The organism is Algoriphagus mannitolivorans DSM 15301 (genome assembly GCF_000429425.1).
GTDB classification, from domain to species: domain Bacteria; phylum Bacteroidota; class Bacteroidia; order Cytophagales; family Cyclobacteriaceae; genus Algoriphagus; species Algoriphagus mannitolivorans.
This window is the reverse complement of record NZ_AUBV01000007.1, coordinates 192758-218011: the sequence shown is the minus strand read 5'-3', so window position 1 is coordinate 218011 and position 25254 is coordinate 192758. Positions and strand designations below refer to the sequence as shown.

General features: G+C 42.3%; 24 protein-coding genes. 15 read left to right on the top strand and 9 right to left on the bottom strand.

All coding sequences use genetic code 11. From position 1 onward, the window contains the following. Positions 1-2 precede the first annotated feature (2 nt). Positions 3-596 carry a nucleotidyltransferase family protein gene (locus G458_RS0109260; RefSeq protein ID WP_026951658.1) on the top strand — a complete coding sequence of 198 codons (594 nt, stop codon included), beginning with the start codon at positions 3-5 and terminating at the stop codon, positions 594-596. 42 nt (positions 597-638) lie between these two features. On the opposite strand, the gene G458_RS0109255 is transcribed toward G458_RS0109260, so the two are convergent. Both G458_RS0109255 and G458_RS0109250 read right to left on the bottom strand, forming a co-directional pair. Next, on the bottom strand, positions 639-1247 hold the full coding sequence (locus G458_RS0109255) for a Uma2 family endonuclease (RefSeq protein ID WP_026951657.1): 609 nt from the start codon (positions 1245-1247) through the stop codon (positions 639-641). Positions 1248-1309: 62 nt separating this feature from the next. Next, positions 1310-2455 carry a cysteine desulfurase family protein gene (locus G458_RS0109250; RefSeq protein ID WP_026951656.1) on the bottom strand — a complete coding sequence of 382 codons (1146 nt, stop codon included), beginning with the start codon at positions 2453-2455 and terminating at the stop codon, positions 1310-1312. Between the two features lie 165 nt (positions 2456-2620). Here G458_RS0109250 and G458_RS20500 point away from each other — a divergent pair, with 165 nt between their 5' ends. Together G458_RS20500 and G458_RS0109235 are read left to right on the top strand one after the other, a co-directional pair. Continuing rightward, on the top strand, positions 2621-2872 hold the full coding sequence (locus G458_RS20500) for a hypothetical protein (protein WP_245579254.1): 252 nt from the start codon (positions 2621-2623) through the stop codon (positions 2870-2872). Between the two features lie 221 nt (positions 2873-3093). Continuing rightward, complete coding sequence (locus G458_RS0109235) at positions 3094-5130, top strand: glutamine--tRNA ligase/YqeY domain fusion protein (RefSeq protein ID WP_026951655.1); 2037 nt, start codon at positions 3094-3096, stop codon at positions 5128-5130. 132 nt (positions 5131-5262) lie between these two features. Here G458_RS0109235 and G458_RS0109230 read toward each other — a convergent pair whose 3' ends face one another. Both G458_RS0109230 and G458_RS0109225 read right to left on the bottom strand, forming a co-directional pair. Then, on the bottom strand, positions 5263-7425 hold the full coding sequence (locus G458_RS0109230) for a xanthine dehydrogenase family protein molybdopterin-binding subunit (protein WP_026951654.1): 2163 nt from the start codon (positions 7423-7425) through the stop codon (positions 5263-5265). A 2-nt stretch (positions 7426-7427) separates the two neighbouring features. Beyond that, a complete protein-coding gene (locus tag G458_RS0109225) occupies positions 7428-7886 on the bottom strand; it encodes a (2Fe-2S)-binding protein (RefSeq protein WP_026951653.1) in 459 nt (152 codons plus the stop codon). Positions 7887-8206: 320 nt separating this feature from the next. On the opposite strand from G458_RS0109225, the gene G458_RS0109215 reads away from it, so the two are divergent. The 4 genes from G458_RS0109215 to hrpB all read left to right on the top strand — a co-directional run bounded on the left by G458_RS0109215 (position 8207) and on the right by hrpB (position 13709). Beyond that, positions 8207-9262, top strand: a complete 1056-nt coding sequence (locus tag G458_RS0109215; protein ID WP_245579253.1) for an MBL fold metallo-hydrolase — start codon at positions 8207-8209, stop codon at positions 9260-9262. A 115-nt stretch (positions 9263-9377) separates the two neighbouring features. Beyond that, positions 9378-10526 carry a Gfo/Idh/MocA family protein gene (locus G458_RS0109210; protein ID WP_026951651.1) on the top strand — a complete coding sequence of 383 codons (1149 nt, stop codon included), beginning with the start codon at positions 9378-9380 and terminating at the stop codon, positions 10524-10526. 120 nt (positions 10527-10646) lie between these two features. Then, complete coding sequence (locus G458_RS0109200; protein WP_026951650.1) at positions 10647-11159, top strand: DUF2911 domain-containing protein; 513 nt, start codon at positions 10647-10649, stop codon at positions 11157-11159. Between the two features lie 12 nt (positions 11160-11171). Beyond that, positions 11172-13709: an ATP-dependent helicase HrpB gene (gene hrpB / locus G458_RS0109195; RefSeq protein WP_245579252.1), complete on the top strand. Its 2538-nt coding sequence runs from the start codon at positions 11172-11174 to the stop codon at positions 13707-13709. Here hrpB and G458_RS0109190 read toward each other — a convergent pair. After that, on the bottom strand, positions 13693-14328 hold the full coding sequence (locus G458_RS0109190; protein WP_157359738.1) for a hypothetical protein: 636 nt from the start codon (positions 14326-14328) through the stop codon (positions 13693-13695). The two genes, hrpB and G458_RS0109190, sit on opposite strands and share 17 nt — an antisense overlap. Positions 14329-14368: 40 nt before the next feature. Next, the gene (locus tag G458_RS0109185) at positions 14369-14890 is read right to left on the bottom strand and encodes a HEAT repeat domain-containing protein (protein WP_026951647.1); all 522 of its coding nucleotides are present in this window, start codon (positions 14888-14890) and stop codon (positions 14369-14371) included. Positions 14891-14940: 50 nt separating this feature from the next. Between G458_RS0109185 and G458_RS0109180 the strand changes: the two genes are divergently transcribed. Further along, on the top strand, positions 14941-15636 hold the full coding sequence (locus tag G458_RS0109180) for a hypothetical protein (RefSeq protein WP_026951646.1): 696 nt from the start codon (positions 14941-14943) through the stop codon (positions 15634-15636). Positions 15637-15696: 60 nt separating this feature from the next. Here the strand turns inward: G458_RS0109180 and G458_RS0109175 are convergent, their stop codons facing one another. Further along, complete coding sequence (locus G458_RS0109175) at positions 15697-16077, bottom strand: TM2 domain-containing protein (protein ID WP_026951645.1); 381 nt, start codon at positions 16075-16077, stop codon at positions 15697-15699. Continuing rightward, the gene (locus tag G458_RS0109170) at positions 16070-16375 is read right to left on the bottom strand and encodes a DUF2752 domain-containing protein (RefSeq protein ID WP_026951644.1); all 306 of its coding nucleotides are present in this window, start codon (positions 16373-16375) and stop codon (positions 16070-16072) included. Before G458_RS0109170 ends, G458_RS0109175 begins: the two co-directional genes overlap by 8 nt. A gap of 214 nt (positions 16376-16589) precedes the next feature. Between G458_RS0109170 and G458_RS0109165 the strand changes: the two genes are divergently transcribed. Both G458_RS0109165 and G458_RS0109160 read left to right on the top strand, forming a co-directional pair. Continuing rightward, a complete protein-coding gene (locus G458_RS0109165) occupies positions 16590-17489 on the top strand; it encodes a TolB-like translocation protein (protein ID WP_026951643.1) in 900 nt (299 codons plus the stop codon). A gap of 10 nt (positions 17490-17499) precedes the next feature. Next, positions 17500-18417: an SMP-30/gluconolactonase/LRE family protein gene (locus tag G458_RS0109160; RefSeq protein ID WP_026951642.1), complete on the top strand. Its 918-nt coding sequence runs from the start codon at positions 17500-17502 to the stop codon at positions 18415-18417. Between the two features lie 65 nt (positions 18418-18482). On the opposite strand, the gene G458_RS0109155 is transcribed toward G458_RS0109160, so the two are convergent. Then, positions 18483-19190: a DsbA family oxidoreductase gene (locus G458_RS0109155; protein ID WP_026951641.1), complete on the bottom strand. Its 708-nt coding sequence runs from the start codon at positions 19188-19190 to the stop codon at positions 18483-18485. 318 nt (positions 19191-19508) lie between these two features. On the opposite strand from G458_RS0109155, the gene G458_RS0109145 reads away from it, so the two are divergent. From G458_RS0109145 to G458_RS0109115, 5 genes are all read left to right on the top strand, one after another. Beyond that, positions 19509-20756, top strand: coding sequence for an aminotransferase class V-fold PLP-dependent enzyme (locus tag G458_RS0109145; RefSeq protein ID WP_026951640.1), 1248 nt, complete (start codon positions 19509-19511; stop codon positions 20754-20756). 386 nt (positions 20757-21142) lie between these two features. Beyond that, positions 21143-21826 carry a GNAT family N-acetyltransferase gene (locus G458_RS0109130; RefSeq protein WP_026951639.1) on the top strand — a complete coding sequence of 228 codons (684 nt, stop codon included), beginning with the start codon at positions 21143-21145 and terminating at the stop codon, positions 21824-21826. A gap of 32 nt (positions 21827-21858) precedes the next feature. Beyond that, positions 21859-23049, top strand: coding sequence for an argininosuccinate synthase (locus G458_RS0109125; protein WP_026951638.1), 1191 nt, complete (start codon positions 21859-21861; stop codon positions 23047-23049). After that, positions 23042-24007 (top strand): N-acetyl-gamma-glutamyl-phosphate reductase, encoded by a 966-nt coding sequence (gene argC / locus G458_RS0109120; protein WP_026951637.1) that lies wholly within the window; start codon positions 23042-23044, stop codon positions 24005-24007. Before G458_RS0109125 ends, argC begins: the two co-directional genes overlap by 8 nt. A gap of 100 nt (positions 24008-24107) precedes the next feature. Beyond that, positions 24108-25241, top strand: a complete 1134-nt coding sequence (locus G458_RS0109115) for an aspartate aminotransferase family protein (protein ID WP_026951636.1) — start codon at positions 24108-24110, stop codon at positions 25239-25241. The last annotated feature ends 13 nt before the right edge of the window (positions 25242-25254 follow it).

Here is a 25254-nt window from a genome sequence, read left to right as displayed (position 1 = left end):
CCATGAAAACCGGAATCATCCTATTAGCTGCAGGCTCTTCATCCAGGTTGGGGAGACCCAAACAATTGCTGAAAATAGAGAGGAAAACGTTAATCCAAAGAGCCATTGATGAGGCGAAAAAGAGCAAGGCCGGGGAATTGGTGGTGGTGCTTGGTTGGAATCCGGAATTGATCAAAACCGGTTTTGAAGCCGGGAAAATCCCTCAAGTAAATAACCCCGATTGGGAACAAGGAATGGCTAGCAGCATGCAGGCTGGGCTTAGGTATCTGATGGAAAAGGAGAATACCGATCAGGTGATTTTGATGCTTGTGGACCAGCCTTTTGTATACTCAGAAATTTTGGATCGCTTGATTCAGGAGAAGAAAAATAGTGGAAAAGGAATTGTGGCATGTTCCTATGCTGGCACCTTGGGGGTACCCGCCCTTTTTGATCAAAAGTATTTTCAGGAAATGCTGAAGCTCAAAGGATCTGATGGAGCGAAAAAAGTGATCCTAAGACATCCTGAAGATGTCTTTTCTATTGAATTCCCCGGTGGATCGGTTGATTTGGATACGGAAGAGGATTTGAGAAAATTAGATTCTCTCACAGATTTCTAAGATGAGCTCAGATGATTTATCTGTGAAAACTTTGAGCTAGCCCTACTCGATATCCTTAAAAAAATCCTCTAAGTCTAATGCAAAGCCTTCAAGCACACTTGACAGGACCACGTCTCCAGATGTGAGCAAACGGGAAGGGACATAACCTCCATTTACCAGAGTATAAATCATCAGGTTCTGGTTTTCAGGATGAATGATCCAATATTCTCTGACACCATGAGATTCGTAGAGCTTGTATTTATGCTTGAGCTCAGTTTTATTGTTTCCTGGAGAAAGGATTTCCACAATCAAATCAGGGGCGCCTAGGCATCCTCTTTCATCCAGTTTTTCAGGATCACAAATCACGCAGATATCCGGCTGGACGACGTCATGGATTTTGTGGTCTTCTTTGGATCCTTTTAGGAATCGCACATCAAAGGGAGCATCATATACCTGACATTTTTTGCCTTCTAGAAATGTGAATAGCTTGGTGGCAAGTTTTAAAGAAACCCGCTGATGAATTCTCTTGGGTGCAGCCGCAGCCTTCTTAAATCGAATTCCCTTGATCAATTCTACTACTTCATCGATCGGCCAAGTCAGATAGTCTGCATAAGAATACATTCCGTATTCTGCTTCAGGTTCGTCGACAGTCTCTGGCTTTTTGGTTTCCATAACCTAAATATACTGATGCTAAACTATTTAAGTTCTAATTTTATAACCTCAGATTTGTTTTTTCAAAGCATCCTTAACTCTGAAGCCACTTTTTTCACCCAATTTAGAGCAATCTCAATCTCCGATTCAGTAGTATTTTTTCCCAGAGAAAAGCGGATGGAAGCCCGACCCAAATCCGAGGACAATCCCATTGCTGCCAAGACATGACTGGGTTTTGGGGATATCGAGGTACAAGCAGAACCCGAACTGACAGCAACTTTCTGATTGACCTTTTTCAAAAGTTCCTCCCCTTCTACTCCTTCAAAAGATATATTGGAAACGTGGGGAAGCCTGTGAGTTTGACCAGAATTCAGAATCGTGCCAGTTATTTCCAAAATCTCGCTTTCCAACTTATTTCGAAGCAGTTCCAATCGTTGTCCTTCGGATTTCATTTCCTCCAACCTAAGTTCGGCAGCTTTTCCAAAACCCACTATTCCAGGCACATTCAAGGTCCCGCTTCTCATTCCTTTTTCATGGCCTCCTCCGTGGATTTGTGCCAGAGGCTTGGGTAAGGAATGGTTGTGCCGAACATAAAGTGCTCCTACGCCTTTGGGCCCATACAATTTATGAGCTGAAATGGCCATCAGGTGAATTCCTTTAGTGAAAACAGGTATTTTTCCAGCTGCCTGAACTGCATCCGTAAAAAAGATCAGGTTTTTCCTTTCACAGATTTCAACAACCTTTTCAATGGGGTGAATCACGCCTGTCTCATTATTTGCCCACATCAGGCAAATCATTTTGGTATGAGGTAAAATGGATTTTTCCAATTCCTCCAAAGAGATTTCTCCCGAAGAATTAACAGGTAGAAGGGTAATCTCTGCACCCTCTTTCTCCATCTCAGCCAAAGTGTCCAAAACTGCCTTATGCTCAGTCACGCAAGAAATGTAATGCTGTTTTTCCCCAAAATAGGATTCAAAAATTCCTTTGATTCCCAAATTGATAGCTTCTGTGGCACCTGAAGTAAAAATGATCTCTTTGGACTTTGCTCCGATCAAATTCGCAATATGCTCCCTTGCTTCTGCCACTGCGTTTTCAGCCACCCATCCATAGGGATGGCTCTTGCTGGCTGCATTTCCGAAGTGCGACCCAAAATACGGCAACATAGCTTCAATCACCTCAGGAGCACAAGGTGTGGTTGCATTGTAGTCCAAGTATATGGGGTAATTCATGAGGTAGAAAGTTTTGAAGGATATTCTGAAAGCAAAAAGAGTGTGTCAGCCATCCAAATCTTGATGCTAAAGATGTTTCCGGATTTCAAGGGATTAAATTAAAAGAAAAGGCGGGATCCATGGCTCATAAATTTACCTTTGGTAAAGAAAACAAACTCAACGGCTATGCAGGAAACCTGGACTTTTGAATTTCCGAAATCCCAACAAACTGAGGAAGGCTTGCTCCAATTGCTTCAGATACACCAAAAAGAACTTGGGATTTTTCTTTCCTATTACTACAAAAAGGAAGGTGCGGTAGCAGAGAATGTTGCACTTAGAGGAAATCCTGAATTTGAGTCAAATATCTCAGGAAGAATGGTTTTGGAGTTTGATTTGGTTCATTTCAATGCCTGTCTGGCCATTCATGACCAAGCTTAAGAAAGCATGAAGGTGACTTTTCAAATAGATCCAGAGCAGGAAAAACTTATCCTTACCGGAGCCTATTGGCCGAGTCGGGAGATGGACGAGATTTAGATTTTAGATTTTAGAGGCAAGAAGCAGTCTTCCCTCTCCGGACTTCCGTCTTCCATCTTTAGTCTTCCCTGTTTTTTGGTTGCATTTCCTCTCAATTGAAGTATTTTTGGGCCTTTAATCTGATTATGAAAGAATCTACAGAATCCCTGAATTTTATAGAACATATCATTGAAGAAGACTTGGCGGCAGGTTTTCCGAAAGAAAAATTACGCTTTCGGTTTCCACCAGAACCCAACGGGTATCTTCATATTGGCCATGCAGCCTCAATTTGCTTGAATTTTGGTCTGGGTGAAAAATACCAAGCACCTGTCAATCTTCGGTTTGACGACACCAACCCTTCTAAAGAAGAACAGGAATACGTGGATGCCATCAAGCGGGATATCGCATGGTTGGGATTCCGTTGGGCAAATGAATGCTATGCCTCGGATTATTTTGATCAGCTGCATGCTTGGGCAGTACAACTGATTAAAGATGACAAAGCCTATATAGACCAGCAGACTTCTGAGCAAATAGCGGCTCAAAAAGGTACTCCAACCACACCGGGAACGGCCAGTCCATATCGGGATAGGCCGGTTCAGGAAAGCCTAGAGCTATTTGAGCGCATGAAAAACGGGGAATTTCCTGCAGGAAGCTATGTCCTTCGGGCGAAAATTGATATGGCCTCGCCTAACATGCACATGAGAGATCCGATCCTATATCGAATCATCAATGCACATCACCATAGAACTGGTTCCAAGTGGTGTATTTACCCGATGTATGACTGGGCCCATGGAGAGTCTGATTACATCGAACAAGTGTCTCACTCCCTTTGTACCCTGGAATTCAAAGCACACCGCGAACTGTATGATTGGTACCTGGATCAAATTCTTGATCCAAACAAACTTCGCCCAAAGCAAAGGGAATTTGCCCGAAGAAACTTAAGTTATACCGTAATGAGTAAGCGAAAGCTGCTCGAACTCGTGCAAAAGAAAGTCGTTGCCGGCTGGGATGACCCTCGAATGCCTACCATTTCCGGTTTGAGAAGACGAGGCTATACTCCTACTTCCATCCGTAAATTCAGCGATTTGGCAGGGATTGCCAAGCGGGACAATGTTACCGACGTTTCCTTGTTGGAGTTTTGTATCCGGGAGGATTTGAACCAAACAGCCACTCGGGTGATGGGTGTTTTGAATCCGGTGAAATTGGTCATTACCAATTACCCTGAAGGCAAATCTGAAATTCTTCATCTGGAAAACAATCCGGAGGAAGCTAATTCGGGAACTCATGAGGTTCCTTTCTCCAGAGAACTCTACATCGAGCGGGAGGATTTTAAAGAAGATGGAGGAAAGAACTACTTCAGACTTTCTTTGGGAAATGAAGTCCGCTTGAAAAGCGCCTACATCATCAAAGCTGAATCTGTTGTAAAAGATTCCTTTGGTGAAATCCAGGAAATTCATTGTACCTATGATCCTGAGTCAAGATCAGGAAGCGGAACTGAAGCCAGTGAGCGAAAAGTAAAAGGTACCCTTCACTGGGTATCGATAGCACATGCCATCAAAGCAGAAGTGAGGGAATATGATCGCCTGTTCTTGGACGAAGCTCCTGATTCTCATGAGGAGAAAGGCTTTCTGGAATTTGTAAATCCAAACTCACTGAACGTGATTCAAGAAGCATACTTAGAGCCATTTTTGGCTAATGCTACTTTGGAAGACAAGTATCAATTCCAGCGTTTGGGTTATTTCACTTTAGACCCTGATTCCAAGGATGGAAAATTGATATTCAACAAAACAGTAGGACTGAAAGACACTTGGGCGAAGCAAAACAACCAAAATCAGGCTCAAAACCAGCCAAAAGCTGCAACTCCTACCCCAGCTCAACCTCAAAAGAAAGCAATCAATGAAATCCAGCAGATTGGAAAGAAATTGACCAATTTATCTGGAGAAAAGCTTGAGACGGCCATGAATTCCATCCGGGAATTTGCAGAGGAAATATCTTATGAAGAGTTGGAGCCTCTTTTTGGAACTGCTGTGAAAAAAACGGGAACCAGAATTGCGGCGATGTTGGCCTTGGGAGTATTGTTGAAAAAGGGTCAAGAGAAAAATGCTGGCATTGATACCTTTATCCAATCCGGTAGGGAAGATGAAAATGAGATTTTGAAAGCAGAAGCAGAGAAGTTGAATTGAAAAATTTTAAGATTTCAAGATTTGAAATTTGATTAAGTATTCATCCTATAAAAATCAAAAACGCCTCTAATTAATTTTAGAGGCGTTTTTGATTTTTAGGCTTTTGGAAGGTTAAATCTCCAATTTCAAATTCTAAGCCCTTCTGATTTCCAGTTTAATATCTGAAAATTCCTTTTGCTCAATGAACGGCTGACTTCTTAAACGTCTACCGGTTGCAGCGAATATGGCATTGGCAATTGCCCCTCCTGTAGGAGGAAGTGCAGGCTCACCTAATCCCGTTGGATCGAATCCGGAGTCTAGGAAATGGGTTTCGATTTCAGGAACTTCTTTTAGTCTAATCAAACGATAAGAATCAAAGTTTCTCTGCTTCGGCATACCATTCTCAAAAGTCAAATTGGTATACATCGCATGACCCATACCATCGACTATTCCTCCTCTCACTTGATGATTTGCTCCTGTTGGGTTGACAACCACTCCACAGTCGGTAACAGCTGTAATTTTTTTCAAAACAGGAGTTCCACTTTGCATTTCGATATTGGCCACTTGGGCGACATAAGATCTATGAGAGAAATACACGGAGAATCCTTGCTTTACATTAGGATCTTTTCCCCAATTAGACTTGTCTCTGGCAGTTTCTACGACTGAAATCATTCGATCGACATCATACCCCAACTCCCCTACTGGATTTGACTTGGCTCGATTTAGTAATTCCAAACGGAAGGCCACAGGGTCTTTTCCAGCCTCCAAAGCTACTTCATCCAAGAAGCTTTGCTCGGCATAGGCCAAGAAATTGGTAATGGGAGCTCTCCAGGCATTGGTAGTAATGCTTGACTCGTAGTTAACACTTTCGATCAGGACATTATCTACAGCGCCTGATGGGAAATTATTTTCTCGGGTACTATTTCCAGCATTCATTCCTACACCTCGAAGCTTATAGCCCACCATCTCTCCTGATTCATTCAATGCAGCTTCAAATCTATATCGGACCGCAGGCCGATATGCACCGCCAGTTAACTCATCCTCACGGCTCCAAGTAACTTTTACTGGAGCTCCAATGGCTTTAGAAATATGAACCGCCTCTTCTGCATAATCTGCTCTCAATCTTCTTCCAAATCCACCTCCTAAACGAGTAATTTCAACTGTAATATTTTCTTTAGGAATTCCTAAAATATCCGCTGCTGCCTGTCTAGCCCGATCAGGGGTTTGAGTAGGGCCGATTAATTCACATTTGTCTCCCTGCACATGGGCAAAGAAGTTTTCAGGCTCCATGGGTGAATGTGCTAGGAAAGGACACTGGTATTCAGCACTCACCACCTTTGCAGCAGTTTTAAAAGCTGATTCCACATTTCCATCTTTTCTTCTCGTCTCAGCTTTTCCCGAGGCTAAAAGATCCTTGAATATTTGATCATGATCAACGGTACCTTCTACTTGACCATCTGCTTCGTAATCTATCTTCAACAGCTTTTTGGCCTTCATCAAAGGCCAGGTGGAATTACCTACCACAGCTACACTGGTTCCGAAGGTCACTACATCCGTAACTCCGGATACAGCTCTAGCTGCAGCATCGTCCAAGGATTTGATTTTCATCCCGAAAGGAGCTCGTTGAACCATGGCATACTTCATTCCTTCACGATAAAAATCCAGACCATACAAAGGCTTACCTGTGTACATTTCTTTGGCATCCACGTTCTTCACTGGTGTACCAATGATTTTGAAGTCTTTTTTATCCTTTAACGCCACCTCTTCTGGGGCTTGGATAGTGGATGCCTCAGTGACAAACTCTCCAAAATGCCCACTTTTACCGGAAGACTTGTGGGAAATAATTCCTTTTTCCACGGTGATTTCCTCGGCTGGAACATTCCAGGTTTTGGCAGCTGCCGCTACCAATACATATTTTGCAGTAGCCCCTGCTTTTCTCAGTCTTTCCCAGCTGTGAGGCATCGCTCCGGATCCTCCGGTTAATTGACGATCATATTTTTCGGTGTCCAAATTTGCCTGGACGACCCGCACTTTTTCCCAATCCGCCTCCAATTCTTCAGCCACTACCATCGGGAAGGAAGTCTTGATATTCTGGCCCAGTTCCGGATTCGGAGAATAGATCACCACGTCTCCGGTCGGCGAAATTGCCAAGTAGGAATTGAAAGATTTGGCTTGAGCTAAAATCTCCTCTGTGCTCAATACTTCTACTTTCGGAGAATCACAACCAAACCAGTTGAATCCGATAAATAAGCTTCCAGCCGTTGTTCCGGCTATTTTGAGAAAATCTCTTCTGCTTGCTCTGCTTATGGTCTTCATGATTATTTGGTTTTGGCGGCTTGGGCAACGGCTTCACGTATCTTATGGTAAGTTCCACAGCGACAAATATTTCTGTTCATCGCATTGTCTATCTCCTCCATACTTGGATTTGAATTCTGCTTGAGAAAAGCAGCTGCAGTCATGATTTGACCTGCTTGGCAATAGCCACATTGAGCGACATCTATTTCTTCCCAAGCTTTTTGAACAGGATGGTCTCCATTTTCTGAAAGTCCTTCAATAGTGACTACTTCTGAATTGCCAACACTGGAAACAGGGGTGACACAGGAAAAAGTAGGGTTTCCGTTAAGATGAACTGTGCAAGCTCCACACTGGGCAATGCCACAGGAAAACTTGGTACCTACAAGACCGAGGTGATCTCTCAGTACCCACAGAAGCGGAGTATCATCCTCAACGTCAACAGCATGTGTTTTTCCGTTGATTTTTAGGTTATAGTTTGCCATGGGTGTTTATATGTTTGAATGTAAAATAAAGAAAATCAGGCCTTTTTGAAAGGTGATTTTTGAATTTGACGGGAATTGATTTTAAGTGGTAAAAATTCCTTTTGGACTGCTGTTTACCTGTTCCTTAGAGTCAACTTTCCTCCGATTAAAAAGTTTTTTGGATCGCTTTGGACCTTTTTTTCCAGAATTCTGTTTGAATCCCAAGCTGTATTATTTCCAGTTACCTTGATTTATTTATGCCCAAGTTGCTTAAAAAGCTATTCCTGATAGTCTTTTGGACTCTATTATCGGTTATTTCTCTAGTAATACTTACTGCTATTATGTTTACCAATTTTAGTCCTCAGTTTGGGAAAGAACCCAGCGCTGAACAAAAAGCAAGATTTGAACAATTGCCCCATTACCAAGAAGGAAAGTTTCAAAACCTGATGCCTACCACAATGGACATGGACTTTTGGAAAGCGATCAGAATGCTACCCAAATTTTTCAGGAGTAACCCGGATTCTAGACCCGATTTCGAAATTCCTGTGCTCAAGGTAGATTCTTTGGATTTGGTGAAAAAGCATGAGCCAGCCAGACTAGTGTGGTTTGGGCATTCTGCATTTCTACTCCAAATAGATGGAAAAAACATCTTATTGGATCCCATGTTTGGGGAGGTTCCTGCACCGCATCCCTTATTGGGCAAAAAAAGATATTCGAATGAACTGCCGATCGAGGTAGAAAAACTACCTACTATAGACATGGTGATTTTTTCCCATGACCATTATGACCACTTGGATTATGGCTCAGTTCAAAAACTAAAAAACAAGACCAAGAAATTTCTCACTCCCCTTGGAGTAGGTTCGCATTTGCAACATTGGGGGGTGGATGAAGGGAAAATTCAGGAAATGGATTGGTGGGAAGAAACCGTTTATGAGGATCTTTTATTGGCTTTTACACCTTCCAGACATTTTTCCGGTAGAGGATTGAACAATCGTTTTTCGACCCTATGGGGGTCTTGGGTGATCAAAGGAAGACAAGAAAATATCTTTTTCAGCGGAGACAGTGGATACGGAAGCCATTTCAAATCCATCGGTGAGAAATACGGTCCATTCGATTTTGCAATGCTAGAATGTGGTCAATACAATGAAAACTGGAAAGAAATCCACATGATGCCTGAGGAGACTGCCCTCGCAGGAGTGGATTTGGCTGCAAATGTGATCATGCCTATTCATTGGGGTGCATTCACTTTGGCCATGCACTCCTGGACAGATCCAGTCGAACGAGTATTGGCCAAAGGAAAAGAACTGGGAATTCCAGTTTTTATTCCCAAGATCGGAGAACAGGTATTTATTCAGGAAGAAATGACCATTCGGGAGCAATGGTGGATCAAACCCTAGATTTTTTCCCCTGATACCCAAGATTTCAAAAAATTGAGGAAACGGACTTGAGTGATTTCTTATCATTTTTCCTAATTTCAATTCCTTAAAAATTGAATTAAACCAAAATAAACCTATGTCTCAAACCATCAAAGCGGCTATCGTAGGTACTGGATTTATTGGTCCGGCACACTTAGAAGCCCTCAGAAGAATTCCTAATGTAGAAGTTGTGGCTTTGGTCGAAGTCAATCAAGATTTGGCCAACGAGAAGGCAAAATTGCTGGGCATCCCAAGAGCTTATATTTTTGATGAAATGCTCAAGCAGGATGACATTGATGTAGTTCACATCTGTACGCCAAACTTCTTACACTATTCTCAAGCCAAAGCGGTATTGGAATCTGAAAAGCATGTCATTTGTGAAAAGCCTTTGGCGGTCAAAATCCATGAAGCCGAAGAGCTCGTGAAAATAGCTGCCAGTACAGGACTTGTCAATGCAGTCCACTTCAATCTTCGCTATTATCCTATGGTTCGCCAGATGAAAGTGATGCGGGAAAAGGGCGAATTGGGTGAAGTATTCAATATCATGGGTTCCTATCTCCAAGATTGGTTGTATTTGGCAACAGATTATAACTGGAGACTTGAGCCTGACAAATCAGGAGATTCCCGAGCAATAGCAGACATCGGTTCCCACCTTCTTGATATTACAGAGTATGTGACTGGATTAAAAATCACCGAAGTAATGGCAGATTTTTCTACTGTCCATAAGACCCGATTGAAGCCTTTGAAGCCGATTGAAACCTATTCTGGGAAAATGCTCACCATGGATGATTACCAGGAGGTACCGATCAATACAGAAGACCACGCGACTGTAATGCTACGTTTTGACAATGGCTCCAAAGGATCTATCACCGTTTCTCAGGTGAATGCAGGCCGAAAAAACAGACTCAATATCGAAATCGCCGGCTCTAAATCTAATTTTGAATTCAATTCAGAAAGACCAAATGAACTTTGGATCGGTAAAAGAGAAAAGGCGAATGAACAGCTGATGAAAGATCCTTCTCTGGTTCACCGGGAAGTTTCCTCCTTGGTTAGTTTCCCTGGAGGACATAATGAAGGGTTTCCTGATACATCTAAGCAGATGTTTAAAGAGGTCTATGCAGCCGTAGCCGAAGGCAAACAGCCCGCTTCTCCTACCTTCCCAACCTTTGCAGATGGATTAAGAGAGTTGATCATCGGCGAAAGGATTGTAGAGAGTAACAAGAAACAAGCTTGGGTGAAAATTTAAGATTATTTAAAAAAGCCTTTTCCAAAATTCAGGAAAAGGCTTTTTACATTTATGGAAATGATTGCCCCTTAGAATACTGGAAATCAATTTTGAGTGAATAAACAACTAAACCTAAGTCACATGAATTTCAAGAAAACACTAACCACGCTTTTTCTATTTGCCTTGGCAACTGCCATTTCTTTTGCTCAGGAAAAAGCAAGTCCTGCAAAAACCGCTGAAGGTACCGCAGGAGGATCAAAAATCACGATTAACTACTCCTCTCCTGCTGTAAAAGGCCGAATGATCTGGGGAGATTTGGTTCCATTGGGTCAAGTTTGGAGAGCTGGGGCAAACGAAGCCACTACTTTCACTACTTCCAAGGACATTCTGATTGAGGGCCAAAAATTACCGGCTGGTACTTACAGCTTTTTCATCATCCCAAATGAAGGAACCTCTACGATGATCTTTAACAAAGTCGCTCAGCAATGGGGTGCTTTCAACTATGACTCCAAAGAAGATCAATTGCGGGTAAATGTGCCTTCTCAACAAACTTCTAATATGGAAGAGAGATTGGTGTATGAGGTGAAGCCAGACAGATTTGAAATCCGTTGGGAATACGGAAAGGCTGAAGCGAAAATTGCTCCTGCCAATTAATCTTTCCAGAAAATGCCAAGAAGCCATCAGGAAATCCTGATGGCTTTTTTATTTTTGCAGTCCATGTCCTCATTCGATCCGTATTCTTTTGACCTTCCAGTTTCGGAGATCATCCCCCAGGTTAAAGACCATTTTTCAAGAAAAAACTCCCTTATCATTCAAGCCCCACCCGGTGCCGGGAAAAGTACCCTTTTACCCTTGGCTTTATTGGGTGAAGATTGGCTTCAAGGGAAAAAAATCATCATGCTGGAGCCCAGAAGGCTGGCCACCAAAAGTATTGCCCAAAGAATGGCCAATATGTTGGGCGAAAAGCTCGGGGATGCGATCGGCTATCGAATCAGATTTGAATCAGCAATTTCTGAAAAGACCAGACTTGAAGTAATCACCGAAGGTATTTTGACCCGGATGATGCATACAGACAATGAACTCAAGGATGTAGGCTTGGTGATTTTTGATGAGTTTCATGAAAGAAACCTCCATGCCGAGGTAGCTTTGGCCCTTTGCAGGGAGGTTCAGCAAATCCTAAGGCCTGATTTAAGGATACTTTTGATGTCTGCTACCATAGATACAGATCAATTGGGTCAGTTGCTTGAGACGGAGGTCATTCATAGCCAAGGAAGGCAATATCCTGTGGAAGTACACTACCTAAATGAGGTAGATGAATATGCAATCGGGGAAGATACAGCAAGGCAGATTCTACCTTTGACCAAAAAGCACGACGGTGATTTTTTGGTATTCTTGCCAGGCCAAGGAGAAATCAAGAAAGCAGAATCTATCCTCAAAAGAGCCTTGCCTGAGGATGCGATAGTTCCACTTTTTGGGCAATTAAACCCTTCAGAGCAGCAAAAGGCCATACTCCCGCATCCTTCTGGGAAACGAAAAATAGTATTGTCCACAGACATTGCTGAAACTTCCCTCACCATAGAGGGAGTGAAAGTTGTAGTGGATTCGGGCTTTGCCAAATCCAACCGATTTGATCCACGTTCCGGTCTTTCCCGATTGGTACTCCACCGAATCAGCAAGGACTCTGCAGATCAAAGATCGGGAAGAGCTGGCCGATTGACTTCCGGTCATTCCTATAGATTATGGTCCAAAGCCACACAAAGTCAGCTTTCAGAATATAGAACTCCGGAACTTTTGGAAGCCGATCTTACAGGACTGGTATTGGATATGAAAGTTTGGGGAAGAGAGGATATTCGGTCAATGGTTTGGCTTACTCCACCACCGGTGGGAACACTCGTTTTAGCTGAAAAAACCTTGGAATCCATTGATGCCTTGGAAGATGGCAAAGTAACAGAGCACGGCAAAGAAATTCACCAACTCCCCTGCCATCCAAGAATCGCCCATATGCTAAACTATGCTAGGCGATTAAATCAATTGGAACTGGCTGCGGATATTGCTGCAGTTTTGGAAGAAAGGGATCCCCTTCCTCCTGATTCCGGGGTAGATTTGAATTTAAGGATCGAGGCGCTGAGGAGATTCCGAAGCCGAGGAGTTAGTATTGCTAGAATCAAAAAAATCGAAAAGATAGCGTCCCAATACCGAAAAATGTTTGGGATACAGCCTAAAAATGACCCAATTGACCCTTGGGCAACTGGTTTGCTTCTCGCGTATGCCTATCCCGAAAGGATCGCTGCGGCTAGACCTGGAAACAATGCCCAATTCCAGCTTTCCAATGGCAAAATTGCTCAAATAGGTCATCGCGACGATCTTGCCCATGAGTCTTGGTTGGCCGTGGCGCATCTAGATGCCCGAGAAGGTTTGGGAAAGATTTGGCTGGCAGCTCCCTTAAATCCAAAAGATTTAGCCCCTATGCTCAAGACTAAAGAGGTTTTGGAATGGGACCGCAAAAAAGGAGGCTTGATAGCTCAGGCAGAAATCAGAATTGGAGCCATTTTACTGGGTTCCCGTCCGCTAAAAGACTTTGATAAATCGTTGGCCAAAAAAGCTATCCTTGAAGCTATTCAGGAAGAAGGTGAATTCCTATTGGATTGGAATGAGGATGTTTTACAGCTTTTGTATCGAGTTCAATCTTTAGGCAAATGGAATCCTGACCAAATTTGGCCGGATTGGACTGTGGAAAGTCTTTGTGAATCAGCTGAAAAATGGCTTGAACCTTATTTGAACAACATTTCAAAAAATGAAGACTTAAAGAAGCTGAATCTAGGTCAGTTTTTACTTCATAGCCTTTCCTTTGAACAGCAGCAACAATTACAGCAATTGGCCCCGGAGAAAATTCAAGTGCCTTCCGGAAGTTTTATTACGATAGAATACAAGCCAGAAGGTGAGACACCTTTGCTTTCAGTCAGACTACAGGAATTGTTCGGTTTGTTAGATACACCAAGAGTAAATCAAGGAAAGGTGTCTCTCTTGATCGAAATGCTTTCCCCGGGATATAAGCCAGTACAGCTTACCCAGGACTTGAAAAGCTTCTGGGCAAATGGATATTTTGAAGTCAAAAAGGAGCTAAAACGTAGGTATCCTAAGCACGAATGGCCGGAAAATCCAACTGAGGCAGAGGCAGTACGCGGGGTTAAGAGGAAAGCTTAACTTCCAAATGATCCAAGTAATCCAGAAGCTGAAGGAAGAACGCAATGGTAAACGGAGTCATTTCATTTCGCTTTACCTGCTCAAGGTAGGCTTGCTTGATGGTTGGATAATCGGTTGGTTTGTAGAGTTTAGCCAATGTCGCACCTCGGAATAAGTTGTAAACTGATTGATTGGCATTAAATACCTCTTCTCTCCGATTGGCATAATATCCTTCCAGAATCACTGGGTTACTCATTTGATCCATCCAATCGAATCCATTTTCCAGAAAAAACTCTTTACCTAACGCGATAGCCTTACTCAAATCCTCCTCTGATTTAATGGAAATTTTTCGGGGAAATTTATCCGAAAGCTGGTCAATTCCTTTGATCAAGGTGATCGATCTTTCAAAATAATCTGAAATTGAAGGAAGAAATTTTTGAATGAGGTCTTCTACCGCATTGATTTTGATTCCAATCCGATATTCTAAAAAGCTCTCCTCAGGATATCGATGAAGATCTATGATGATTACTTGCTGACCTTCCCGGAAATCTTTCGTAAAGGACATTTTGGCCAGATTAAATCTAAACCCATGTTCATTCAAAAACATGTTATGAAGCCCTATGACGTTTAATCTCCTCATATACTATTCAATGAAATATTTCCGGAAAAGTTGCTTTTGATTAGTTAAATAATTCTCTCATTTCCTTTAGCATTGGTTCCACTTCAGATTTTTTGATCTCCACACTACCCTCATCCTCTGGGTTATGCAAGTAATGATTCCAATGCTTTTCAGCTTTTTTAATCGTTCTTGGACTGATTTCAAATTCTATGCCGTCAAGGTAGTCCTTTGCCAAAGTCGAAGCCTTAAAGTTTCCAAATAAGTAAACTCTGAATACATCCACAAAACGATTGCTCAAGTCAAATTCTTCTAAAATCTGAACGAAGGCACCTTGGAAAGATTTGTTTTTCCGGTCAAATATTTTTTCAAAAATCGCGTCCAGGGCTTCTTCATTCCAGCTGGTTTTGGACAAAGCTCTACATGCCAAATAAGCAATTTCCCAATCTTCTCCTTTTACCAGTTGAATCAATTGGTCCTTTGCCTCTTCATCAGCAAGCTTTCCAAGCTTATCTGCAAAATAATAGGCATCTGCTTCTTTGGGATCTTTGATTTTGTTGAAAAGGGATTGGATTTCTTCCTGCATGTTTTTTTGAATTTCTTTGTACAAAGGTAGCTTGAAATCCTTCTGGAATAATGCAAATTCCCCAATCAGAGAAAATTACATTTGAACAAACCCAAAAACTGCTTCAATGGGCCCAAGATTCTGGCCATTTAGTAGAATACCATAGGGAAAAACATCAGTTGGTGTTTTATATCCATTCAGAATGGTATGCGAAAATATATCTTCCCTGGACCTATTTATGGGATTCCGGTAAGGAATTGATCAAAAATCCCGATCCTCACTTTTCGCTATGCTTAGTAAAAGCTGGCCAAGCCACAGTCGGTTACTTCCACCATGAAAAGATGGAGGATCATAAAGTATTCCGTGCTTACATGGTTCGTCAAAAGCAGGGAAAATCCCAAATCAAATACCTGAACACCAAGGGAAAATCCAGAGCTGGTTCCAGAATTAGACTTGCTGAGACAGAAAGGTTTTTTGAAGAGATCAATGAACGGCTCAATAGCTATCAGGCTTATCCCATCGACTTTTGGGGAATCAGCTGTGGAAAAACGCTATGGCCGTATTTGTTTTCCTCATCTACTCCTCCGCCGTTTGTTTCGGGATCATCAAATTTGATTGAACTCCCATTTCATGTCTCCCAAGCTTCTTTCGAAGAATTGGAATCAGCAGGCAAATTGCTATTGGAGTTTCACTTGTTACTATCCGAAGCAGGAAGAGAAATGACCGATTTTTTGAGGAGTTCGTCGGATGAGGAAGAAAATTGGTAAAAAAAAAACCTCTGGCAGGATTTTACCCCGCCAAAGGCTATTGTTAGTGGTTAGAGGATTTTATTCTGTTGTAGATGATCCTGAGCTAGGAAAATGAGTGGATATCATCGAAAGTGTTTCATGGGCCATTTTCACATTATATTCATAAGCCAAACTCTTATAGTTGACCAAATCCACGATCGTTCCAATGAAGCATAAGCCAACGGTCAGGATATAGAGAATTCCCAAACCTACCTGACCAAGAATAAAACGATGCAATCCGGCGAAACCAAAGAAGCCAATCAAGGTCAGAATCAGGATCATTTGGGAGTCCTTTCTTCGAGCTCTATAGACTTGAGCAAAAAGAGAGGCTTGATCTTCATCCATATTTTTCATCAATCCCTGGATATATCCCAGTTCCATACCTTCTAATTCAGGGAGATGTCTCAATACATTAGCCATAATTGTGTGTTGTTTTTAAGTGTTTGATTAAAGTCCATATTCTGTGAAAGATCACTACAAAGGCAAGCATGGCCAGCGGGTGCATCGACCAGGATGCTTGAATTTCGCCCTGAGCTAATAAACTCATCGATCTTCCTAAACCGCATCCCGGACACCAACTAAACCCCAGATTGTATAAAGGACAAAGGCTGAAATGATCCACAGCTTCGGGATTGATTGTCAAAATGGCGATGATACTGCCTATCCAGAAAATCAATTCTAAAGGAATCTGTTGAAGCCAATGAAGTTTTTCTTTCATGTCAGGGAAAGTACGAAAAAGGTGCCATCTCACCAATTAGGCCATTAGAGCAAGTATTCGCACTTTTTGATTTCCTTTTGGGTGATTAATGGACAAAATAATGTCCGATAATGTACAGTTTAATTTCGGCTTTTTGTTCCTACCATGAAAAAGAACCACAATCTCCAAGCCTTTTTCCAGCCATTTTGTAATTTGGACCGCGAGGAAAAACCCTATGCGAAAAATTACCTTAATTCACCTTATTCTGTTCTTCTTGATTGCTTCCTCGACATTGGCTCAAGGGAGTTTTGACCTTTGGGTGGTAGATACTCAGGGCAAAGGAGGAAAGTTAGAACTCATTCACCAATCTGCTAAAACTCTTACTAATCGGGCAGAATACGACAACCAACCCAATTTTATTAACGACTCAGAACTTGTTTTTTCGGCTGCTGATAACAAGGGAAATCATGACATAATCCTTTACAGTTTCCGAACCGGTAATTTTACCAACTTCTCTAAAACGGCCGATCGAAGTGAGTACTCTCCTGCTTTAACCGATTGTAAACAGTACATTTCTGCAGTAGTAGTTGAACCGGATGGATCCCAAAGGCTTTGGCTTTATCCAGTCACCGGAGAGCCGGCAGAGCTCCTGTACGATGACATTGCCCCGGTTGGCTATTACGATTGGTATGATAACAAAGCCGCTATGTTTGTCTTAGGGGAGCCTAATAAACTGATTTATGCCCATGGAAAAGGAAATCTGGAGGAGATTTGCTCCTGGGTAGGAAGAAGTGTAAAAAACCGTCCAAAAAGCGCCGAAATATCCTATTTAGATCTAAATGATCAGAAGTCAGTGGATAATAAAAATAGTATCTCCATTTCTTCCTATGACATCAAAAAGAAGACGTATAAAGATTACGGATATACTCTCCCCGACTCTCAGGACTTTATTTGGGTGGATAAAAACCATCTGCTGATGGCCTCCGGAGAAGAAATATTTATCCGAAAAGGGACTGAATCGGTATGGAAATCTCTGGGCAAAATACCCTCCTCTACCCACCAAAAAATCACTCGAATGGCCTATAGTCCTGACTTAAATAAATTAGTCTTTGTCATGCAACGCAATCAACCCTAAACCTATGAAAATGAATTTCAAAAGCACCTTGGCCTTGGCCGCATTGATTTTATCCTCAAGTTCTCTAATAGCCCAAATCGAGGATAAAAAAGGAATTGTAGCCAAAAACGCCGAATTGACTAAGGTCCAAGATGGCTTTAGCTTCACCGAAGGCCCAGCCATCAATCGCCAAGGTGACGTCTTTTTTACCGACCAGCCGAATGATAAAATCTACAGATGGAATCCCAACAGTAACCAAATCACGCTTTTCAAGGATGGTGCAGGTCGTTCCAATGGGCTTTATTTTCAATTGGATGGAAAGCTGATCGCAGCAGCTGACTTGAATAATGAGCTTTGGGAAATTGACCCTTTTACTGGAAAAGAGAAGGTTTTGGTTTCCTCATTTAAAGGCAAAAAGCTAAATGGTCCCAACGATATTTGGGTGAGACCAAAAGGAGGATTGTACTTCACCGATCCTCTTTACCCTAGAGATTATTGGGAAGGGATCAGAGGAAAAGAATCCGAACAGGATGGAAAACATGTTTATTTTCTCTCTGATGACCGTACAGAGCTCTTTCGGGTAGCGGAAGATTTGGTACAGCCTAATGGAATAATCGGCACTCCAGATGGAAAGTATCTTTATGTGGCGGATATCAACGACAAGAAAACCTGGAAATATGAAATTCAGGAAGACGGGTACCTCATCAATAAGACTTTATTTTGCGAAATGGGCTCAGACGGAATGACCATCGATGATCGGGGTAATGTCTACCTTACCGGAAAAGGAGTAACTGTTTTTGATAAAAACGGGGTCCAGATTGCTCACATTCCAGTACCTGAAAATTGGACCGCTAACGTAACTTTTGGAGCTTTGGATCGAAGAACCCTTTTTATCACCGCAATGGGCTCAGTTTATACATTAAAAATGAAAGCCAGAGGGGTGTGGTAGGGAGCCGGAAGACAGGAGACAGAAGACGGAAGTATTTTGCTTCGGTCTTCCGTCTATGCTTTGAATTAACAGTTCCCTTCAAGGTCGCAACTTCCTCCCTCAGTTCCCGATGTGATCTCTAAAACGGGATTGTTTTTGGCAAATTCTGCCCAGGCCTTTTCAAGTGTTTGGTCAAAAACTTCATCGGGTTGTGCACCTGAGATTCCAAACTTCCGATCAAGTACAAAAAATGGAACACCCCTGACGCCTATCAATCTGGATTCATAAATATCCTGATCTACTGCCTCTTGTAGGGAATTAGATTCAAGCGTCACTTTAATTTTTTCTTCCTCGATCCCAACCTGCTTTCCAAGGTCTATCAGGGTATTCAAATCATCGACATTCTTACCTTCCGAAAAATAAGCCTTCAAAAGTCTTTCTTTCATTTCATCCTGCTTACCTGATTCTTTGGCCAAGTGAATCAGTTGATGGGCTCGTTTGGTGTTGGCTACCACGGCTTTTTCAAAATCAAATTCCAAGCCTTCTTCTTTCGCCATTTCTACAACATTGGAAGTTATCTGTCGGGTTTGGGCCATTGACCAACCTTTGGACTGGGCCAGGTGCTCTAGCGTGTTAAGATCCGGGTTAGTTACCTGATCTGGGTTTAGCTGAAAGCTTTTCCACTCTAACTCCACCTTATCCTTGTGTGTAAATTTTTCTAAAGCTTTCTCAAGCTTTCTCTTTCCGATATAGCAAAAAGGGCAAACTACGTCAGACCAAATTTCGATTTTCATATGTTTTGATTTTTTACGGAAGTCAAATGAAATCCCGCTTAAGATTTAGCAAACCCTAATAAGTCGATTATCATGCTGGATTTCATTCCATTTTTTATTTACTTAAAAGACAAATCAGAAATTCCCTGAAAGAGTTCAATGCCTTTAAAAACCAAAGAATGCCCTTCCTGCGCCATGGAGATAGATTCAAAAGCAGAGATTTGCCCGATCTGCCAATTTGAATTCCCCAAGAGACGTCCTTGGATTACGTGGACGGCGATTATTCTGGTGATTATCTGGCTACTTTCCTATGTATTATAATCCACCTCCAATACGAAAATGAATAAGCGATCCTTTCTAAAATACCTAGCCGCCTTCGGAATCGGAGGCACTGTATTTCCAGCCAAATCCAAGGCTTTTTCATTTGAAAAATTGAATTGGGAATCAGCGGATATTTGGGAACAAATCCGTGCGGGGTACCGAATCAAACAGGATTATCTCAATTTCGAAAACGGCTATTATTGCTTCCTCCCTGAAGAAATTCTGGAGAAATACATTGGGCATATCCGGGAAGTGAATTATCAGGCTTCCTTCTATATGCGAGGGGTTCAGGTAGCCAACAAAGCCAAATCTGCCGCAGCTTTGGCAGAACTGGTAGGTGCAGATCCGGAGGAACTTGTTTTAACACGAAATACGACTGAATCATTGGATTTGATCATCTCAGGTTTTCCTTGGACTCCCGGAGATGAGGCAGTTTTTTCCAACCAAGATTATGGCAGTATGCAATCCATGTTTGAATTGGCCAGTAAACGTTGGGGGATCAAGACAGTCAAGGTGGATATTCCCATGCATCCGCAAAGCGATGAGGAAATTGTAGAGGTCTATCGAAAAGCCATTTCTCCAAAGACAAAGCTGATCATGGTGCCGCATATTGTGAACATAACCGGCCATATTCTTCCGGTGCGAAAAATTGCAGACATGGCCCACTCGCTGGGCGTGGATGTCATGTTGGATGGAGCACATGCTGTAGGGCATTTTACCTTTAACATGCATGAATTGGACTGTGATTATTACGGATCAAGCCTGCACAAATGGCTGAGTGTGCCACTGGGAGCAGGTTTGCTTTATGTGAAAAAAGACAAGATTTCTAAGATTCAGCCTCTTTTAGCTCCTTTTGATCTGGGTCTGAAGACCATCGGATATCTGAATCATATCGGGACGCATCCTGCCGCCACAGATTTGACAGTTCTTGATTCTATCGCATTTCAGAATCGAATTGGAAGCAAAAGGAAAGAAGAAAGGCTGAGATTTATTCAGAAATATTGGTCCGATCAAGTAAGAAATTATCCGGGGATCAAAGTCAATACCCCGATTGAACCAGAGCGATGCTGCGGAATCGGGAACGTATGGGTAGAAAAATATACTCCGGCAGACATGGGAAAGGTTTTGATGGAAAAGTATAAAATCTTCACCGCCCCAATTGACGGTGCGGGAGTGAAAGGTGTTCGGGTTTCGCCGAATATCTACACATCCACAGCAGATTGTGATCAGCTAGTCAAGGCATTAAAAGAGATGGCAGATTCTTGATTAAGTCTAGAAAGCCAAATAATGCCATCATAATTTCAAAAAACAGCCTTGTTTTTTACTTTTTTTTAAAAATTTCAAGAATAAAGCCAAATTTTTGCAATAAAATCTTGCAATTGATTCAAGGAGGTACAACATTTGCACCTTCAAAAGCATGATTTACACCAAAGACATAGCGGCAAAAACTTCTCACGAAATCACCTTAGAGTTGAGTGCTGTTGCTATGCCTAATTTTTCTCCTCTGAGGAGGACAAGGTTTACTTTTAGGGTTTGACCCTGTGTCATATCCTGTTTTCCCACGTGGAGAACGTCCCTCGCCTAATCCCGTAAGTAAATTATTCATTCCCAAAGCCAAGTCCGTGAGGACAAGGACCATTCATGCAAACTCAATGGAAGAAATCTCTTTCAAAATTATCGTAGCCGATTCCTCCCACAAAGCCTACTCAACTCAAATCACGGAGGAAATGGAAAATTCCGCCAAAGCCCGTGGTACTGGTATAGCCAAACGAAGTCCGGCTTATATCGAAACCAAAATGGAAGAAGGAAAGGCAGTTATTGCCCTGACTTCTGATGGGACTTGGGCAGGATTTTGCTACATCGAGGCCTGGGGGCACGGAAAATACGTGGCTAATTCCGGTTTGATCGTTTCTCCGGAATTCAGAAAGTATGGTTTGGCCCGAAAAATCAAGCAGGAAATCTTCAAACTCAGCCGCAAAAAATACCCAGAATCCAAGATTTTTGGATTGACTACAGGAGCGGCAGTCATGAAAATCAACTCTGAATTGGGCTACATTCCTGTATCTTATGCAGACTTGACGGATGACCAAGAGTTTTGGAAAGGTTGCCAAAGCTGCATCAATTATGAGATTTTGATGGCAAAAAACCGTCAAAACTGTCTTTGCACGGCCATGCTTTATGATCCAAATGCAAAGAAAAACCATACGGAAGACCTAGCTTTGAGAGAGAATTTCAAAAAAGAAATCAAGCTCTTCGATCGTTGGGTGCGCTTGAAAAAATATGTAATGCTCAAATTGACCAAATCAAAGGATTCGGTGAAGAGCTTCCTTCTTTAATCTATTTCCCAAGGGAATAAACCTATTAAAAAATGAAAAAAGTAGTTTTAGCCTATAGTGGAGGCTTAGATACCACCTTTTGTGCACTGCACCTTTCCAAAGATTTGGGCTATGAGGTTCATGCAGTTTTGGTTAACACCGGCGGGTTTTCCAAAGAAGAACTGGAAACTATTGAAACCCGAGCCAAAAGTCTGGGCATTGCTTCATTCACTATTTTGGAAGTAGTAGACACCTATTATCAGGAGGTGATCAAATATTTGGTCTTTGGAAACGTACTGAAAAACGCTACCTACCCCCTATCTGTATCTGCTGAAAGGATCCTTCAAGCTAAGTCATTGGCAGAATATGCTAAATCAATCGGTGCTAAAGCCGTTGCGCATGGATCTACAGGAGCCGGAAATGATCAGGTGAGATTTGATATGATTTTCCAGACGATTGTTCCAGATATAGAAATCATCACTCCGATCCGGGATTTGAAACTTTCCCGTCAGGAGGAAATCGAATACCTGAAGAAACATGGCGTTTCCATGAACTTCGAAAAGGCAGCCTATTCTATCAATAAAGGAATTTGGGGAACATCTGTGGGTGGAAAGGAAACCTTGACGTCCTCCGAATTTCTACCAGAAGAAGCTTGGCCAACCCAAGTATCCGAAACCGAGCCGAAAGAAATTAGACTTTCTTTTGAAAAAGGCGAATTGAAAGGTGTGAATGGAGTCAACTATGGAAATCCAGTGGATGCTATCCAGGAAGTTCAAGCTTTGGCGGCTCCTTATGGAATCGGCCGTGATATCCACGTAGGTGACACCATCATCGGGATCAAAGGTCGCGTTGGATTTGAAGCTGCCGGACCGATTATCATCATTAAAGGACATCAATTGCTGGAAAAACATACTTTGACCAAGTGGCAGATGTTCTGGAAAAATCAACTTTCCGAATTCTATGGCAACCATTTACATGAAGGCCACTACTTGGATCCTGTCATGAGAAATCTGGAAGCATTTCTTTCCAGCACCCAAGAATTTGTGACTGGAGAAGTTCGTGTATTGTTGAAACCCTACCACTTCACCTTGTTGGGAATCACCTCAGCCCATGATTTGATGTCCTCCAAGTTTGGCAGCTATGGAGAAATGAATAAGGGATATACCGGAGAAGATGTAAAAGGATTTACCCGAATTTTGGGTAACCAAACAGCCATCTTCCATAAAGTGAACAGCGATGACTAAAATCAAAACCGCTGTCATCGGTGCCGCAGGATATACCGGAGGAGAACTTCTCCGGATTTTGGTCCACCACCCTGCCTGCGAGTTGGTTTGTGTACATTCCAATAGTCAAAAAGGAAAAAAAGTAGCTGAGGTTCATCCCGACTTGATCGGAGATTGCGAACTGGAATTTACAGATCAAGTTCCTATGGAAGTTGATGCCGTATTTTTGGGATTGCCTCATGGCGAGACCAAGGGTTTTCTTGAAAAACATCCCTTTTCGCCAGATGCAGTTATTATTGACCTATCCACGGATTTTCGGGACGAGTCCAATGGCTTTACCTATGGCCTTCCGGAGGTCAATGCTGGCAAAATAAAGAACTCAAAAAAGATCGCCAACCCTGGTTGTTTCGCCACAGGGATCCAACTGGCTTTGGCCCCAGCCATTGCAAAAGGTTGGGTCAAAGATGCCGTCCATATTTCCGGAATTACCGGTTCTACCGGAGCCGGAAAGAAATTGGCGGAGACATCCCACTTTAGCTACCGAACAGGTAATATGTCGGTTTATAAACTTTTTACCCATCAGCATTTAAAAGAGATCAGGCAAACCTTTAGGCAGCTGAGTTCTGACTTCGGTTCAGAATTGCTCTTTGTCCCTTACCGAGGTAACTTCTCCAGAGGAATTTGGGTGACCGCCTATTTTCCTTTTGAGGGCACTGCAGAGGAAGCAGTGAAAGTGTATCAAGGATTTTATCACGATGCAGCTTTTACCCACGTTTCTACGCAGGACATCGATTTGAAGCAGGCAGTCAATACCAACAAATGTATCCTACACGTCCAAAAAGAAGCCGGACAATTGGTGATCCATTCTGCTATTGATAACCTTCTGAAAGGAGCGTCAGGGCAAGCTGTGCAAAACTTTAATCTAGCCTTTGGCCTGGATGAAAAATTGGGGTTAAACCTAAAATCAATTGCTTTCTGATATCGGAAATGGGATTCCCGATTTCGAACAAACCGAAATCATAAATCATAAATCCGAAATAATAAAGCTTTAAATCGTACTTCGAAATTAGCATTTCCAGATGAATCTATTTGACGTATATCCTTTGATTCCGGTGACTTTGGTGAAAGCCCATGGAAGCTTGCTATGGGATGAAAAAGGACAGGAATATTTAGACCTTTATGGGGGTCATGCGGTGATATCCATCGGACATACCCACCCTCACTATGTAAAACGGATCAAGGATCAACTGGATCAAATGGGGTTTTATTCCAACTCCATCCAAATCCCTATCCAACAAGAATTAGCGTCCAAACTCGGTGAATTATCCGGCCTTCCGGATTATCAGTTGTTTTTGGTCAATTCGGGTGCAGAGGCAAATGAAAATGCCATCAAATTGGCCTCATTTGCAACCGGAAAATCAGGTTTTATCGCATTCACCGGTTCTTTTCATGGAAGGACTTCAGGAGCTGTCGCATTAACCGACAATCCAAAAATCGTAGCTCCTTGCAACGAAAGAACGGATTTCCATATTCTCCCATGGAATGACCTGGATGCTGTAGAAGAGGTTTTGAAAAGCAATTCGATTGCAGGGATAATCATAGAAGGCATTCAGGGAGTAGGTGGAATCCAAGTTCCTTCCCCTGAATTTTTGCAAGGTCTGTCCTCTCTTTCGAAGAAGTATGAAGCCAAATTGATATTGGATGAAGTCCAGTCTGGCTTTGGACGTACCGGTAAGTTTTTTGCTTATCAATGGGCAAGAGGCGTTAGACCAGACATCATAACCATGGCCAAAGGGATGGGAAATGGATTCCCAATTGGCGGGGTGTTGATTGCTCCTGAATTTAAGGCTAGCTATGGTCTATTAGGAACTACTTTTGGAGGAAACCACTTGGCTTGTGCTGCATCCCTTGGAGTTTTGGAAGTACTTGAAAAAGAAAACCTTCAAGCAAAAGCACAAGAGTTGGGAGACAAGCTAATGAAGGAACTCGGAGCTATTCCGGGAATTGTTGAGGTTCGCGGCATTGGTTTGATGATCGGGATAGACTTGGACCGTGATGCAGGACCTGTTCGTTCTGAATTAGTAAATAAATACCATATTTTCACTGGTTCTGCAGCTGGAAAGCAAACGATTCGTCTGCTTCCTCCTTTGTCTGTAGAATGGAATGAGTTAAATTCGTTTTTGGTCGCATTAAAAGAAATTCTCAGTAATTGAGAATCAAGAACTC

Coding starts and splice junctions, on each gene's coding strand:
- G458_RS0109260 (WP_026951658.1), top strand. CDS start 3: ATGAAAACCGGAATCATCCTATTAGCTGCAGGCTCTTCATCCAGGTTG.
- G458_RS0109255 (WP_026951657.1), bottom strand. CDS start 1,247: ATGGAAACCAAAAAGCCAGAGACTGTCGACGAACCTGAAGCAGAATAC.
- G458_RS0109250 (WP_026951656.1), bottom strand. CDS start 2,455: ATGAATTACCCCATATACTTGGACTACAATGCAACCACACCTTGTGCT.
- G458_RS20500 (WP_245579254.1), top strand. CDS start 2,621: ATGCAGGAAACCTGGACTTTTGAATTTCCGAAATCCCAACAAACTGAG.
- G458_RS0109235 (WP_026951655.1), top strand. CDS start 3,094: ATGAAAGAATCTACAGAATCCCTGAATTTTATAGAACATATCATTGAA.
- G458_RS0109230 (WP_026951654.1), bottom strand. CDS start 7,425: ATGAAGACCATAAGCAGAGCAAGCAGAAGAGATTTTCTCAAAATAGCC.
- G458_RS0109225 (WP_026951653.1), bottom strand. CDS start 7,886: ATGGCAAACTATAACCTAAAAATCAACGGAAAAACACATGCTGTTGAC.
- G458_RS0109215 (WP_245579253.1), top strand. CDS start 8,207: ATGTTTACCAATTTTAGTCCTCAGTTTGGGAAAGAACCCAGCGCTGAA.
- G458_RS0109210 (WP_026951651.1), top strand. CDS start 9,378: ATGTCTCAAACCATCAAAGCGGCTATCGTAGGTACTGGATTTATTGGT.
- G458_RS0109200 (WP_026951650.1), top strand. CDS start 10,647: ATGAATTTCAAGAAAACACTAACCACGCTTTTTCTATTTGCCTTGGCA.
- hrpB (WP_245579252.1), top strand. CDS start 11,172: ATGCCAAGAAGCCATCAGGAAATCCTGATGGCTTTTTTATTTTTGCAG.
- G458_RS0109190 (WP_157359738.1), bottom strand. CDS start 14,328: ATGAGGAGATTAAACGTCATAGGGCTTCATAACATGTTTTTGAATGAA.
- G458_RS0109185 (WP_026951647.1), bottom strand. CDS start 14,890: ATGCAGGAAGAAATCCAATCCCTTTTCAACAAAATCAAAGATCCCAAA.
- G458_RS0109180 (WP_026951646.1), top strand. CDS start 14,941: ATGCAAATTCCCCAATCAGAGAAAATTACATTTGAACAAACCCAAAAA.
- G458_RS0109175 (WP_026951645.1), bottom strand. CDS start 16,077: ATGGCTAATGTATTGAGACATCTCCCTGAATTAGAAGGTATGGAACTG.
- G458_RS0109170 (WP_026951644.1), bottom strand. CDS start 16,375: ATGAAAGAAAAACTTCATTGGCTTCAACAGATTCCTTTAGAATTGATT.
- G458_RS0109165 (WP_026951643.1), top strand. CDS start 16,590: ATGCGAAAAATTACCTTAATTCACCTTATTCTGTTCTTCTTGATTGCT.
- G458_RS0109160 (WP_026951642.1), top strand. CDS start 17,500: ATGAATTTCAAAAGCACCTTGGCCTTGGCCGCATTGATTTTATCCTCA.
- G458_RS0109155 (WP_026951641.1), bottom strand. CDS start 19,190: ATGAAAATCGAAATTTGGTCTGACGTAGTTTGCCCTTTTTGCTATATC.
- G458_RS0109145 (WP_026951640.1), top strand. CDS start 19,509: ATGAATAAGCGATCCTTTCTAAAATACCTAGCCGCCTTCGGAATCGGA.
- G458_RS0109130 (WP_026951639.1), top strand. CDS start 21,143: ATGGAAGAAATCTCTTTCAAAATTATCGTAGCCGATTCCTCCCACAAA.
- G458_RS0109125 (WP_026951638.1), top strand. CDS start 21,859: ATGAAAAAAGTAGTTTTAGCCTATAGTGGAGGCTTAGATACCACCTTT.
- argC (WP_026951637.1), top strand. CDS start 23,042: ATGACTAAAATCAAAACCGCTGTCATCGGTGCCGCAGGATATACCGGA.
- G458_RS0109115 (WP_026951636.1), top strand. CDS start 24,108: ATGAATCTATTTGACGTATATCCTTTGATTCCGGTGACTTTGGTGAAA.